The organism is Burkholderia sp. BCC1999 (assembly GCF_905339975.1).
Taxonomy (GTDB): Bacteria; Pseudomonadota; Gammaproteobacteria; order Burkholderiales; family Burkholderiaceae; genus Burkholderia.
Genome location: NZ_CAJPHP010000004.1, coordinates 329,901 through 344,436 on the forward strand (window position 1 = coordinate 329,901; position 14,536 = coordinate 344,436).

Here is a 14,536-nt window from a genome sequence, read left to right on the forward strand (position 1 = left end):
CGAACCCCGGCGGAGGAGCCTGTTCCCGCTGATAACGGGCTTGCGAACGTGCGTTGCCGGTCGTCGTGCAAGGCGCGAGGAGCGCCGTTTGGCCGAGCCAAACAAGCGACGAGCAACGCCGCAATGCGGCCGGCAACGCACGTTCCCGAAACTAACAAAAATTCCATCCTGGGGCTGGCCGCCGGAAGGGCCCGTTATTGGCGGGAACAGGCCCCTCGCGGCGCGCGGCCTGGCGGCGCGCCCGAAGCGATCGTCACACGCTCTTGCGGTTGAGTGCGCGGAAGCCGATGTCGCGGCGGTACTGCATGCCTTCGAAATTGATCTGGTTGATCGTGTCGTATGCGTGCTGCTGCGCTTCGCGCACCGAATCGGCCAGGCCGACCACGCACAGCACGCGGCCGCCGGACGTCGTCAGCTTGTCGCCGTCGCCGAGCGTCGTGCCCGCATGGAACGTCACGGCCTGTTCGGTCTCGGCCGGGATCCCGTTGATGCGGTCGCCCTTGCGCGGCGCGTCCGGATAGCCGTGCGCGGCCAGCACGACGCCGAGCGCGGTGCGGCGGTCCCAGTCGAGCTCGACCGTGTCGAGCGTGCCCGCGATCGCCTGCTCGACGACCTTCGAGAAATCGCTCTTCAGGCGCGCCATGATCGGCTGCGTCTCGGGGTCGCCCATCCGGCAGTTGAACTCGAGCGTGCGCGGATTGCCTTCCTTGTCGATCATCAGGCCCGCGTACAGGAAGCCCGTGAAGCGGATGCCGTCCTTTTCCATGCCACGCACGGTCGGCATGATGATCTCGCGCATCACGCGTGCGTGCATCTGCGGCGTGACGATCGGCGCGGGCGAATACGCGCCCATGCCGCCGGTGTTCGGGCCGCGGTCTTCGTCGAGCAGGCGCTTGTGGTCCTGGCTCGAAGCCAGTGCCAGCGCGTGCTTGCCGTCGACCATCACGATGAAGCTCGCTTCCTCGCCGTCGAGGAATTCCTCGATCACGACGCGCGCGCCGGCGTCACCCAGCTTGTTGCCCGACAGCATCATGTCGACCGCTGCATGCGCCTCGTCGAGCGTCATCGCGACGACGACGCCCTTGCCGGCCGCGAGGCCGTCGGCCTTCACGACGATCGGCGCACCCTTCGCGTCGATGTACGCGTGGGCGGCGGCTACGTCGGAGAACGTTTCGTACTCGGCCGTCGGAATGCCGTGGCGCTTCATGAACGCCTTCGCGAAATCCTTCGAGCTTTCGAGCTGCGCGGCTTCGCGGGTCGGGCCGAAGACCTTCAGGCCGCGTGCGCGGAACAGGTTGACGATGCCGGCCGCAAGCGGTGCTTCCGGCCCGACGAGCGTGAACGCGACGCCTTCGCTTTCCGCGAAATCGGCGAGTTCGTCGAGCGCCGTGATATCGACGTTCTTCAGACGCTCGTCCTGCGCCGTGCCGCCATTGCCGGGCGCGACGTAGACCATCTGGACGCGCGGCGACTGAGCGAGCTTCCACGCCAGCGCATGTTCGCGGCCGCCGGAACCGACGACGAGTAGTTTCATGGGATTCCCCGCAGACTAGAAAACAGGGCGGCCGGCACGCTCAGGCGCGCCGGCCGCGGTATCGGTCGGGCCGCCGCCGCGACAGGTGCACGGCGGCCGGCATCTCATTCCTCGATGATGACGGCGTTCGTATACACGTCCTGCACGTCGTCGAGGTTCTCGAGCGCGTCCAGGAGCTTCTGCATCTTCGCCGCGTCGTCACCGGTGAACTCGACTTCGTTCTGCGGCTTCATCGTCACTTCGGCGAGTTCGGCCTTGAAGCCGGCGGCTTCGAGCGCGTCCTTCACCGCCGAGAATGCCTGCCAGTCGCACAGCACTTCGATCGAGCCGTCGTCGTTCGTGTTCACGTCGTTCGCGCCGGCTTCGAGCGCGGCTTCCATCAGCGCGTCTTCCGACGTGCCGGGTGCGAACAGGAACTGGCCGACGTGATCGAACATGAACGCGACCGAGCCGTCGGTGCCCATGTTGCCGCCGAACTTCGAGAATGCGTGGCGAACTTCCGCAACCGTACGCGTGCGGTTGTCGGTCAGCGTGTCGACGATGATCGCCGCGCCGCTGATGCCGTAGCCTTCGTAACGGATTTCTTCGTAGTTCGCGCCGTCCGCGCCGCCGACGCCGCGATCGATCGCGCGCTTGACGTTGTCCTTCGGCATGTTCGCATCGGCCGCCTTGTCGACCGCGAGACGCAGGCGCGGGTTCGAGTTGACATCGCCGCCGCCGAGGCGCGCCGCGACCTGGATTTCCTTGATCAGACGGGTCCAGACCTTGCCGCGCTTCGCGTCGGCCGCTGCCTTCTTATGCTTGATGTTGGCCCATTTCGAATGACCAGCCATACCTTTCTCCGTGCCCGGGCGCGCAGCGCGGGCGATTGTTTCAATGTGTCGTTGAGTCGGCGGCCGTGTCGGCGGGCATGAAGCCGCGGGGCCGCGCGTATCGAGTGGAGCGTGATTTTATCACGCGGCGACCGCCGGATCGGGGCCGCCGCGCATGGCCGAACGGCCGGGCAGGCCGTAGCGGACCGGGCCGCGCGCCGCGCGGCCATGCCGGCACTCAGTTCTTGGTGCCGAACAGGCGGTCGCCCGCGTCGCCGAGGCCCGGCACGATGTACGCGTGTTCGTTCAGGTGCGAATCGAGCGACGCGACGAACAGCTTCACATCGGGGTGCGCGTCCTGGAACACCTGGACGCCTTCCGGCGCGGCGACCAGCGCGACGAACATGATGTTCGCGGCCGGCACGTTGCGGCGCTTGAGCACGTCGACCGCATGCACGGCCGAATAGCCGGTCGCGACCATCGGGTCGCACAGGATGAAGATGCGGTCTTCCAGGTCAGGCAGGCGCACCAGGTATTCGACCGGGCGGTGGTCCTCGGCGCGGTACACGCCGATGTGGCCGACCCGCGCGGACGGCACCAGGTCGAGCAGGCCGTCCGACATCCCGATGCCCGCGCGCAGTACGGGCACGATCGCGAGCTTCTTGCCCGCGATCACGGGCGCGTCGACGGCCACCAGCGGGGTTTCGACCCGCTTGGTCGTGATCGGCAGGTTGCGGGTGATCTCGTAGCCCATCAGCAGCGTGATCTCGCGCAGCAGCTCGCGGAACGTGCGCGTGGACGTGTCCTTGTCGCGCATGTGCGTGAGCTTGTGCTGGATCAGCGGGTGATCGGTGATGAAGAGATTCGGGAAACGGCTGTCCTGTTTCATGACGGGGGCGCCTTGGCGGCAAAAGGTGATCGGGGCGGCGGCGGGCGCGAGCCGGCTGCCGCTTATGGCCGCAATTTTACCAAGGCGCGCCGCATGATCCGGATATTATCGACGTCTCACGACAATCCGCGCGCCGCGCACGCCCGTTCGCCCGCCCACCGGCGCGGCGGGGCCGTCCCGGCGCGCGTCGCCACCAGGGAGTCGACGATGGATCTCGGTATCGAAGGAAAGACCGCGCTCGTATGCGCGGCAAGCAAGGGTCTCGGGCGCGGCTGCGCGGAAGCGCTGGCCGCCGAGGGCGTGAACCTCGTGATCGTCGCGCGCACGCGCGACACGCTCGAGGAAACCGCGGAGGAGATCCGCGCCGGCGCGAACGTGTCGGTCACCTCGGTTGCCTGCGACATCACGACGCCGGACGGGCGCGCGGCCGCGCTCGCCGCGTGCCCGCAGCCGGACATTCTCGTGACGAATGCCGGCGGCCCGCCGCCCGGCGACTTCCGCGACTTCTCGCACGACGACTGGATCCGCGCGCTCGAGTCGAACATGCTGACGCCGATCGAGCTGATCCGCGCGACCATCGACGGGATGATCGCGCGCCGCTTCGGCCGGATCGTCAACATCACCAGTTCGGCCGTGAAGGCGCCGATCGACGTGCTCGCGCTGTCGAACGGCGCGCGCTCGGGGCTGACCGGCTTCGTCGCGGGGCTGTCGCGCAAGGTTGCCGGCCAGGGCGTGACGATCAACAACCTGCTGCCGGGGCTGTTCGACACCGACCGGATCGCGACGACGCTCGCCGCATCGGCGAAGGCGCAGGGTGTGACGGTCGACGAAATGCGCGTGCGGCGCGCAAACGACATCCCGGCCGGCCGCCTCGGCACGCGCGCCGAATTCGGCGCAGCCTGCGCGTTCCTGTGCAGCGTGCACGCCGGCTACATCACCGGGCAGAACTGGCTGCTCGACGGCGGCGCGTATCCGGGTACGTTCTGACCCGCGCCTTTCGATTCACGATCACGACAACAACCGAACGACGAAGGAACTGGAGATGAGCAAACCCCGCATCGCATTGATTGCGCACGACGCGAAGAAGGACGAGATCGTCGCGCTCGCGGGCGAATACCGCGCGACGCTCGCGCAATGCCGGCTGGTCGGGACGGGCACGACGGGCGGCCGTATTGCAGCCGCGCACGGGCTGGAGGTCGAGCGCAAGCTGTCGGGGCCGCTCGGCGGCGACCTGCAGATCGGCGCGGAACTGGCCGAAGGCCGTGTCGACATCGTCGTGTTCCTGCGCGATCCGATGACCGCGCAGCCGCACGACCCCGATATCACCGCGCTCGTGCGCGCGTGCGACGTGCACGACGTGCCGGTGGCGACCAACGTCGCCACCGCGCGGATGCTGCTCGACGATCTGGCGCGCAACATGCAGGACGTTTGCTAGGCACGCGCCGCGCCCGATTGCCCCTGCTCGCGGCAGGGCCATGCACGGACGGCGGCGACGCGCGAGAATCGTGCGTCGCGATACGCGCCCGCCGCCCGGTTCCCGCATGAATCGGCCGGCCTGCGCATCGGCGACCCGGAATTTTTCCTGACCGATTGACAGACGAGGAGCGAAACGATGCCGAAAGCAATCCGATACGACCAGCCGGGCGGCCCGGACGTGATGAAGTGGGTCGATGTCGAGGTCGGCGAGCCGAAGGCGGGTGAAGTCCGCATCCGGCAGCATGCGGTCGGGCTCAACTACATCGACGTGTATTTCCGTACCGGCCTTTATCCGCAACCGCTGCCCGGCGGTCTCGGGATGGAGGCGGCGGGCGAGGTGACGGCCGTCGGCGACGGCGTGACCGCGCTCAAGGTCGGCGACCGCGTGGCGTATGTCGGGCAACCGCCGGGCGCGTATGCGCAGGAGCGCGTGATGCCGGCCGAGCGGCTCGTGAAGCTGCCCGACGGCATCAGCTACGACGATGCGGCATCGGTAATGCTGCAGGGCCTGACCGCGCACTACCTGCTGCGCCGCACCTACCCGGTGAAGGCCGGCGACACGATCCTGATTCACGCGGCGGCCGGCGGCGTCGGCCTGCTCGTGTGCCAATGGGCGAAGGCGCTCGGCGCGACGGTGATCGGGACGGTCGGCTCCGACGAAAAGGCCGAACTCGCGACCGCGCACGGCTGCGATCACCCGATCGTCTACACGCGCGAGAACTTCACGCAGCGCGTGAAGGAGATCACGAACGGTGCGGGCGTGCCGGTCGTCTACGATTCGATCGGCAAGGACACCTATATCGGCTCACTCGATTGCCTCGCGCCGCTCGGCTACTTCGTCAGCTTCGGCAACGCGTCGGGGCCGCTGCCGGCGATCGACTCGAAGGAGTTCTCGTCGCGCGGTTCGCTGTTCTTCACGCGGCCGACGCTGTTCTCGTACATCGCGAAGCGCGCCGATCTCGAAGCCGCGGCCGCCGAGCTGTTCGACGTGATCCTGTCGGGCAAGGTGAAGACCAGCATCAACCAGCGCTATCCGCTCGCGGAAGTCGGCCGCGCGCATGCGGATCTCGAAGCGCGCAAGACCACCGGCTCGACGATCCTCGTTCCCTGACCTGCCTCCCCGTGCCGGCGCCATGCCGGCACGCGCCCTTGCGGGCGGCGCCGCGGCGCCGTCCGTCCCGCCTCCCGGGTTGTCCCCTTCGCGCGTTTACACGGTTTTTATACCCGCCCCGATACCTTTGACCCGTCCTTTACGTGCATTCCCATAAGGTTCTAGTCGTCTCACTTCGATGACGGAGAACACAAAAATGGATGGGGTATTTATCGGCGCCCTGGTGCTTTTCACCGCGCTGATCCTCGGTTTGATCGCCGGTTGCGAGAAGCTCGTGCAATACGGTCGCGGGGGGCGAGCATGACCTGGATGCTTTGGCTGGCGGGCGCCTCGACGGCCCTGCTGTTCGCGTATCTCGTCTTTGCGCTGCTGCGCGCGGAGGACATCGAATGAACGCGAACAACCTGTTGCAATCGTTGTTGTTCATCGTCGTACTGCTGGCGGCGGCCGTTCCGGTCGCCCGTTACCTGACGGCCGTGATGGACGGCAGCTCGCGCGTCGTGCGCGTGTTCGGGCCGCTCGAACGCGTGCTGTACCGCATCGCCGGCGTCGACGACGGCAGCGAGATGAACTGGAAGCAGTACGCGATCGCGACGATCGCGTTCAACGCGCTCGGTGCATTGTTCCTCTATGGCCTGCTGCGCCTGCAGGGCTTCCTGCCCGGCAACCCGCAGCAATTCGGCGCGATGACGGTCGACGGCGCATTCAACACGGCCGTCAGCTTCGTCACCAACACGAACTGGCAGGATTACACGCCCGAACAGACCGTCAGCTACCTGGCGCAGATGCTCGGCTTCACCGTGCAGAACTTCCTGTCGGCCGCGACCGGCATCGTCGTCGTGATCGCGCTGATCCGCGGCTTCGCGCGTCACACCGCGCAGACGATCGGCAACTTCTGGGTCGACCTCACGCGCGTGACGATGTACGTGCTCGTGCCGATGTCGATGATCGTCGCCGCGCTGCTGATGAGCCAGGGCGTGATCCAGAACATGAAGTCGTACGAGGACGTGCCGGTGCTGCAGGCGAGCACCTATGCGGCGCCGAAGCTCGACGCGCAGGGCAATCCGGTGAAGGACGACAAGGGCAACGCGGTGACGGTGCCGACCCCGCTCACGAAGCAGACGCTCGCGATGGGCCCGGTCGCGTCGCAGGAAGCGATCAAGATGCTCGGCACCAACGGTGGCGGCTTCTTCAACGCGAACTCCGCGCACCCGTACGAGAACCCGACGCCGTTCGCGAACGTCCTGCAGATCTTCTCGATCCTGATCATCCCGGCCGCGCTGTGTCTCGTGTTCGGCCGCATGATCGGCGACCGCCGGCAGGGCATCGCCGTGCTCGCGGCGATGACGGTCGCGTTCGCGGTCGCGGTCGGCATCGAGGTGAGCGCCGAGCAGGGCGGCAACCCGACGCTCGCCGCGCTGCACGTCGACCAGTCGACGAGTGCGCTGCAGCCGGGCGGCAACATGGAAGGCAAGGAAACGCGCTTCGGCATCGCGCAGACCGGCATCTTCACGGTCGCGACGACGGCCGCGTCGTGCGGCGCGGTCGACACGATGCACGATTCGCTGACGCCGCTCGGCGGTCTCGTGCCGATGCTGCTGATGCAGCTCGGCGAGGTGATCTTCGGCGGGGTCGGCTCGGGTCTCTACGGGATGCTCGTGTTCGCGCTGCTCGCGGTGTTCGTCGCCGGCCTGATGATCGGCCGCACGCCGGAATACGTCGGCAAGAAGATCGAAGCGTACGAGATGAAGATGGTGTCGATCGTCGTGCTGCTCACGCCGCTGCTCGTGCTGGTCGGCACGTCGATCGCCGTGCTCGCCGATGCGGGCAAGGCCGGCATCGCGAACCCGGGGCCGCACGGCTTCTCGGAAATCCTGTACGCGTTCAGCTCGGCCGCCAACAACAACGGTAGCGCGTTCGCGGGCCTGACGGTCGGCACGTCGTTCTACAACTGGATGACCGCGATCGCGATGTGGTTCGGCCGCTTCGGCACGATCGTGCCGGTGCTGGCGATCGCCGGTTCGCTGGCCGCGAAGAAGCGCATCGCGGTGACGAGCGGCACGCTGCCGACGCACGGTCCGCTGTTCGTCGTGCTGCTGCTCGGCACCGTGCTGCTGGTGGGCGCGCTGACCTACGTGCCGGCGCTTGCGCTCGGCCCGGGCGTCGAGCACCTGATGATGTGGCTGGGCGCGTAACGCGCGCCCGCATGGCGACACATTGAAAAGACTGAAGAGATTGAAGAGATCGCAATGACTCAACATTCCGCAACACGGTCCATGTTCGATCCGGCGCTGCTGCGCCCGGCGATCGTGGACTCGTTCAAGAAACTCACGCCGCGCACGCAGTTCCGCAATCCGGTGATGTTCTGCGTGTACGTCGGCAGCATCCTGACCACGATTCTGTGGATCGCGGCGCTCGCCGGTCAGGCCGAGGCGCCGTCGGGCTTCATCCTCGCGATCGCGCTGTGGCTGTGGTTCACCGTGCTGTTCGCGAACTTCGCCGAAGCGCTCGCCGAAGGGCGCTCGAAGGCGCAGGCTGCATCGCTGCGCAGCGCGAAGAAGGACGTGATGGCGAAGAAGCTCAACGAGCCGCATCCGAAGTCGCCGATCCGCATCACGACCGCGAGCGATCTGCGTAAGGGCGATGTCGTGCTCGTCGAGTCCGGCGACGTGATCCCGGCCGACGGCGAGGTCGTCGACGGCGTCGCGTCCGTCGACGAATCGGCGATCACCGGCGAATCCGCGCCGGTGATCCGCGAATCGGGCGGCGACTTCTCGTCGGTGACGGGCGGCACGCGCGTGCTGTCCGACTGGATCGTCGTCAAGGTCACCGCGAACCCGGGCGAGGCGTTCCTCGACCGGATGATCGCGATGGTCGAAGGCGCGAAGCGCAAGAAGACGCCGAACGAGATCGCGCTGACGATCCTGCTGGTCGCGCTGACGATCGTGATGCTGCTGGCCACTGCAACGCTGCTGCCGTTCTCGATGTTCTCGGTCGAAGCGATGAAGGCCGGCCACGTGGTGACGATCACCGCGCTCGTCGCGCTGCTCGTGTGCCTGATCCCGACGACGATCGGCGGCTTGCTGTCCGCGATCGGCGTGGCCGGGATGAGCCGGATGATGCAGGCGAACGTGATCGCGACGTCGGGCCGCGCGGTGGAAGCGGCCGGCGACGTCGACGTGCTGCTGCTCGACAAGACCGGCACGATCACGCTCGGCAACCGCCAGGCGTCGATGTTCGTGCCGGCGCCCGGCGTGACCGAGGAAGCGCTGGCCGATGCCGCGCAACTGTCTTCGCTCGCCGACGAAACGCCGGAAGGCCGCAGCATCGTGGTACTGGCCAAGGAACGTTTCAACATTCGCCAGCGCGACATGGCGCAACTGCATGCGACGTTCCTCGGCTTTTCCGCGCAGACGCGGATGAGCGGCGTCGACCTGCCGGGCCGCGAAATCCGCAAGGGCGCGGCCGACGCGATCCGCAACTACGTCGAGACGCATGGCAGCCGTTTCCCGGAAGAAGTGCGTCGCGCGGTCGACGAGGTGGCGCGCCGCGGCAGCACGCCGCTCGTCGTGGCCGACCTGCATGAAGGGGCGGCGCGCGTGCTCGGCGTGATCGAGCTGAAGGACATCGTGAAGGGCGGCATCAAGGAGCGCTTCGCGGAACTGCGCAAGATGGGCATCAAGACCGTGATGGTGACGGGCGACAACCGGCTGACGGCGGCGGCGATCGCGGCGGAAGCTGGCGTCGACGATTTCCTCGCGGAAGCGACGCCGGAAACCAAGCTCGCGACGATCCGCGAGCATCAGGCGGCAGGCCGTCTGGTTGCGATGACGGGCGACGGCACGAACGACGCCCCGGCGCTCGCGCAGGCCGATGTGGCCGTGGCGATGAATACGGGTACGCAGGCGGCGAAGGAAGCCGGCAACATGGTCGACCTCGATTCGAACCCGACGAAGCTGATCGAGATCGTCGAGATCGGCAAGCAGATGCTGATGACGCGCGGCTCGCTGACGACGTTCTCGATCGCGAACGATATCGCGAAGTACTTCGCGATCATCCCGGCCGCGTTCGTGACGACGTACCCGCAACTGCGCGTGCTCGACATCATGCACCTGACGTCGCCGGCCTCCGCGATCCTGTCGGCGGTGATCTTCAACGCGTTGATCATCGTCGCGCTGATCCCGCTCGCGCTGAAGGGTGTCACGTACCGGCCGCTCGGCGCGGCCTCGCTGCTGCGCCGCAACCTGCTGGTGTATGGCCTCGGTGGCGTGCTGCTGCCGTTCCCGTTCATCAAGCTGATCGACATGACGCTCGCCGCACTCGGCTGGGCCTGAGCCGGCCGCATTTGAAGGAAACATCATGAAATCGTTGATTCGCCCGCTCGTCGTGCTGTTTGTCGTCCTGACCGCCGTGACGGGGCTCGCTTACCCGGCCGTGATGACCGTGTTCGGCCAGGCCGTGTTCCCGTCGCAGGCGAACGGCAGCCTGATCGAGAAGGATGGCAAGGCGGTCGGCTCCGCGCTGATCGGCCAGCAGTTCGACGCGCCGAAGTACTTCTGGGGCCGGTTGTCGGCCACCGCGCCGATGCCGTACAACGCGACCGGCTCCGGCGGCTCGAACCTCGGCCCGCTGAACCCGTCGCTCGCCGACCAGGTGAAGGGGCGTATCGCCGCGCTGCGCGACGCCGGCACCGACATGTCGAAGCCCGTGCCGGTCGACCTCGTGACGGCGTCGGCGAGCGGTCTCGATCCGGAGATCACGCCGGCCGCCGCCGCGTACCAGGTCGAGCGCGTCGCGAAAGCGCGCAACCTGGCACCGGACGCGGTCGCGCAGCTTGTCGCCGCGAACACGAAGGGCCGCCAGTTCGGCGTGCTCGGCGAGCCGCGCGTGAACGTGCTGAAGCTGAATCTCGCGCTCGACGAGGCGCAGGCCGCGCACTGAGCGTGTGACGACCGGCGTCCGGCGCGGCATGATCCGCGCCGGACGCATTCATTCCCGACGGCGCATGCGCCGTCTTTGCCTTTTGCGGCGATTTGGAACAACAATGCTCGTACTCGAGCGCATCCGGGCGCTCCGCTTTCCTGACGCATGAACCGTCCCGATCCAGACCAACTCCTCGACAAGCTGCAGCGAGACGAAGAAAAGCAGCGGCGCGGCCAGCTCAAGATCTTCTTCGGCGCATCGGCCGGTGTCGGCAAGACCTACGCGATGCTGCAGGCTGCGCGCCAGCGCCTGCAGGAAGGCGTCGACGTCGTCGTCGGCATCGTCGAGACCCACGGCCGCAGCGAAACCGCCGCGCTGCTCGACGGCCTCGACGTGCTGCCGCTCGCGCGCATCGACTATCGCGGCCGCACGCTCGCCGAATTCGATCTCGACGGCGCGCTCGCGCGTGAGCCGCAGCTGATCCTCGTCGACGAACTCGCGCATTCGAACGTGCAGGGCGCGCGTCACCTGAAGCGCTGGCAGGACGTCTACGAGCTGCTCGACGCGGGCATCGACGTCTATACGACCGTCAACGTCCAGCACCTCGAAAGCCTGAACGACGTGGTCGGCGCGATCACCGGTATCCGAGTGTGGGAGACCGTGCCCGACCGCGTGTTCGACGCGGCCGACGAAGTCACGCTCGTCGACCTGCCGGCCGAGGAACTGCTCGAGCGGATGCGCGACGGCAAGGTCTATCTCGCGCAGCAGGCCGAGCGCGCGGTGCGCAACTTCTTCCGCAAGGGCAACCTGATCGCGCTGCGCGAACTCGCGCTGCGGCGCACGGCCGATCGCGTCGACGCGCAGATGCGCGAGTACCGCGCCGACCGCTCGATCCAGCGCATCTGGCAGGCGCGCGAGCGGCTGCTCGTGTGCGTCGGGCCCGGCGCCGAAGCGCCGACGCTCGTGCGCGCGGCCGCGCGGCTCGCCGCGAGCCTGAAGGCCGACTGGCTCGCCGTGTATGTGGAGACGCCGCGCCTGCAGCGGCTGCCCGATGCGCGGCGGCAACGCACGCTCGATGCGCTGAAGCTCGCGGCCGAACTCGGCGCGGAAACGGCCACGCTCGCCGGCGCCGACGCGGTCGCTGCGCTGATCGGCTATGCGAAGGTGCGCAACGTGTCGAAGATCGTCGCGGGCGGCTCGCCGAAGGCCGGGCTCATGCGCCGCCTCGCGCGGCCGTTCGGCGAGCAGCTCGCCGAACGCGCGGGCGACGTCGACCTGATGCTGATCCGTGCGTCCGCGAGCGACGAAGCGCGCGCCGCGCCGCTCGATGCGCGTGCGCGCGACTGGCGCGATGCGTTCGCGCAGTTCGGCACGCATCGTTCGCCGCCGCGGCACTACGCGTACGCGGCCGCGATCTGCGCGGCGATCACGGTCGTCGCGAGCCTCGTGTCCGAGCGGCTCGACCTGACGAACCTCGTGATGCTGTACCTGCTCGGCGTCGTGTTCTCGGCCGTGCGGCTCGGGCGCGGCCCGGGCGTGCTGCAGTCGTTCCTGTCGGTGGCCGCGTTCGATTACTTCTTCGTGCCGCCGCGCATGTCGTTCTCGGTGAGCGATACGCAGTACCTGCTGACCTTCTTCGGGATGCTGCTGACGTCGCTCGTGATCAGCCACCTGACCTCGACGCTGACGCGCCAGGCGAGCGTCGCGCAGCGCCGCGAGCGCCGCACCGGCGCGATCTACGCGATGGCGCGCGAGCTCGGCGCGGCACTGACGACCGAGCAGATCGTCGAGATCGGCAGCCGCCACGTGGGCGAGGTGTTCCGCGCGCGCGTCGCGTTCCTGCTGCCCGACAGCGCGGACAAGGTGCGCCAGAAGATCGAGGAGCCCGATGCGGCCGTCACGCTGACGGGCGCCGATCTCGACAGCGACGTCGGCCAGTGGGTGTACGACCAGCAGAAGCCGGCCGGCCGCGGCACCGACACGTTGCCCGCGACGGCCGCGCTGTACCTGCCGCTGAAGGCGCCGATGCGCACGCGCGGCGTGCTCGCGGTCGCGTCGCGCGAGCCGCGCGAACTCGAGGTGCCGGAGCAGCAGCGGATGCTCGATGCGTTCGCCGCGCAGATCGCGCTCGCGCTCGAACGCGTGCACTACGTCGAGATCGCGCGCGATGCCCTCGTCAACATGGAGTCCGAGCGGCTGCGCAACTCGCTGCTGTCGGCGATCTCGCACGACCTGCGCACGCCGCTGACGACGATCGTCGGCTTCTCGTCGATGCTCGCGAACGGGCGCGCGGCCGCGCAGGGCGGCGACGCCGTGGCGGCCGAGCGGTTCGCGCAGCGCGAGGGCGAACTCGTCGACGCGATTCACGACGAGGCGCTGCGCATGACGGGCATCGTCACGAACCTGCTCGACATGGCGCGGCTGCAGGCCGGCAGCCTGCAGCTCAAGCGCCAGTGGTCGCTGCTCGAGGAAACCGTCGGCGCCGCGCTCGCCGCGTGCAAGCGCGTGCTCGCGCGTCATCCGGCGCGCGTCGCGCTGCCGGCCGACCTGCCGCTGCTGCAGATGGACGCGGTGCTGATGGAGCGCCTGTTCACCAACCTGTTCGAGAACGCGGCGAAGTACACACCACCCGATACGCCGATCGACATCGGCGCGGAGCGTGTGACCGACGACGGGCTACCGTTCGTGCGCGTGCATGTCGACGATCACGGCCCGGGCCTGCCGGCCGGCATGGAAACGCGCATTTTCGACAAGTTCACGCGCGGCGAGAAGGAATCGGCGACGCCGGGCATCGGGCTCGGCCTCGCGATTTGCCGCGCGATCGTCGAGGCGCACGGCGGTAAAATCGGCGCGCTCAACCGCACCGCGCCCGACGGCCACGTGACGGGCGCGCGCTTCTGGTTCACGCTGCCGGTCGAGACGCCGCCGGCAGCACCTGCCGTGCCCGACGACGAATCCGATGTGCCGGGCGCATCGTCCCCATCCGAGCCATTGCCAGACCATGAGTGAACCCAGCCTGACCGTCGTCCTGATCGAGGACGAAAAGCAGATCCGCCGTTTCGTGCGCGCCGCGCTCGAAGAGGAGGACATCGCGGTGTTCGAGGCCGAGACGGGCAAGCAGGGGCTGATCGACGCGGCGACGCGCAAGCCCGACCTCGTGATCGTCGACCTCGGCCTGCCCGACACCGACGGCCTCGACGTGATCCGCGAGCTGCGCGGCTGGTCCGAGGTGCCGGTGATCGTGCTGTCCGCGCGTACGCAGGAAGAGGAGAAGGTCGCCGCGCTCGACGCGGGCGCCGACGACTACCTGACCAAGCCGTTCGGCGTGTCCGAACTGCGCGCGCGGATTCGCGCGCAACTGCGCCGGCGCAACCAGGGCGGCGCGAACGAATCGCCGAAGGTGACCTTCGGCACCGTGACCGTCGATCTCGCGCTGCGCCAGGTGTGGCGCGACGGCGAGATCGTGCATCTGACGCCGCTCGAATACCGGCTGCTCGCGACGCTCGTGCGGCACGCGGGGCGTGTGCTTACGCATCGCCAGCTGCTGCGTGACGTGTGGGGGCCGTCGCACGTCGAAAGCCATCACTACCTGCGCATCTACATGGCGCACCTGCGGCAGAAGCTCGAACTCGACCCCGCGCAGCCCGAGTACATCGTCACCGAGACGGGCGTCGGCTACCGGCTCGTCGGCGCCGCGTGACGGAGCGGGCCGGGTGGCAGCGGTGTCCCGGCGCATGACGTCGCGCGCCGGCAGGGTTGCGCCGGCGCGACAGTCTCGCGGCATGCGCCGG

Annotated in this window: 12 protein-coding genes; 9 read left to right on the top strand and 3 right to left on the bottom strand. The window is 68.2% G+C overall.

The annotated features are described in order from the left end of the window. Positions 1-253: 253 nt before the first annotated feature. From purD to upp, 3 genes are all read right to left on the bottom strand, one after another. Complete coding sequence (gene purD, locus U5809_RS08000; protein ID WP_322086095.1) at positions 254-1,534, bottom strand: phosphoribosylamine--glycine ligase; 1,281 nt, start codon at positions 1,532-1,534, stop codon at positions 254-256. Positions 1,535-1,638: 104 nt separating this feature from the next. Beyond that, the gene (locus U5809_RS08005; protein WP_301739741.1) at positions 1,639-2,367 is read right to left on the bottom strand and encodes a YebC/PmpR family DNA-binding transcriptional regulator; all 729 of its coding nucleotides are present in this window, start codon (positions 2,365-2,367) and stop codon (positions 1,639-1,641) included. 217 nt (positions 2,368-2,584) lie between these two features. After that, entirely contained in the window at positions 2,585-3,235 is a 651-nt protein-coding gene (upp, locus tag U5809_RS08010; protein WP_006478229.1) for a uracil phosphoribosyltransferase, read from the bottom strand. Positions 3,236-3,442: 207 nt separating this feature from the next. On the opposite strand from upp, the gene U5809_RS08015 reads away from it, so the two are divergent. The 9 genes from U5809_RS08015 to kdpE all read left to right on the top strand — a co-directional run bounded on the left by U5809_RS08015 (position 3,443) and on the right by kdpE (position 14,445). Next, positions 3,443-4,222, top strand: a complete 780-nt coding sequence (locus U5809_RS08015; protein WP_322086096.1) for an SDR family oxidoreductase — start codon at positions 3,443-3,445, stop codon at positions 4,220-4,222. 55 nt (positions 4,223-4,277) lie between these two features. Beyond that, positions 4,278-4,670 carry a methylglyoxal synthase gene (locus U5809_RS08020; RefSeq protein WP_059233571.1) on the top strand — a complete coding sequence of 131 codons (393 nt, stop codon included), beginning with the start codon at positions 4,278-4,280 and terminating at the stop codon, positions 4,668-4,670. Between the two features lie 177 nt (positions 4,671-4,847). Next, positions 4,848-5,822: a quinone oxidoreductase gene (locus tag U5809_RS08025; protein WP_322086097.1), complete on the top strand. Its 975-nt coding sequence runs from the start codon at positions 4,848-4,850 to the stop codon at positions 5,820-5,822. Between the two features lie 300 nt (positions 5,823-6,122). Continuing rightward, positions 6,123-6,215, top strand: a complete 93-nt coding sequence (kdpF, locus tag U5809_RS08030; protein ID WP_006752209.1) for a K(+)-transporting ATPase subunit F — start codon at positions 6,123-6,125, stop codon at positions 6,213-6,215. Continuing rightward, positions 6,212-8,017, top strand: a complete 1,806-nt coding sequence (gene kdpA / locus U5809_RS08035) for a potassium-transporting ATPase subunit KdpA (RefSeq protein ID WP_322086098.1) — start codon at positions 6,212-6,214, stop codon at positions 8,015-8,017. The genes kdpF and kdpA overlap by 4 nt, the downstream gene beginning before the upstream one ends. Positions 8,018-8,071: 54 nt before the next feature. Further along, positions 8,072-10,156 carry a potassium-transporting ATPase subunit KdpB gene (kdpB, locus tag U5809_RS08040; RefSeq protein ID WP_322086099.1) on the top strand — a complete coding sequence of 695 codons (2,085 nt, stop codon included), beginning with the start codon at positions 8,072-8,074 and terminating at the stop codon, positions 10,154-10,156. A 25-nt stretch (positions 10,157-10,181) separates the two neighbouring features. Next, positions 10,182-10,763 carry a potassium-transporting ATPase subunit KdpC gene (kdpC, locus tag U5809_RS08045; protein WP_322086100.1) on the top strand — a complete coding sequence of 194 codons (582 nt, stop codon included), beginning with the start codon at positions 10,182-10,184 and terminating at the stop codon, positions 10,761-10,763. Between the two features lie 147 nt (positions 10,764-10,910). Next, positions 10,911-13,754: a DUF4118 domain-containing protein gene (locus U5809_RS08050; protein ID WP_322086101.1), complete on the top strand. Its 2,844-nt coding sequence runs from the start codon at positions 10,911-10,913 to the stop codon at positions 13,752-13,754. Further along, entirely contained in the window at positions 13,747-14,445 is a 699-nt protein-coding gene (gene kdpE, locus U5809_RS08055) for a two-component system response regulator KdpE (protein WP_282505650.1), read from the top strand. The genes U5809_RS08050 and kdpE overlap by 8 nt, the downstream gene beginning before the upstream one ends. The last annotated feature ends 91 nt before the right edge of the window (positions 14,446-14,536 follow it).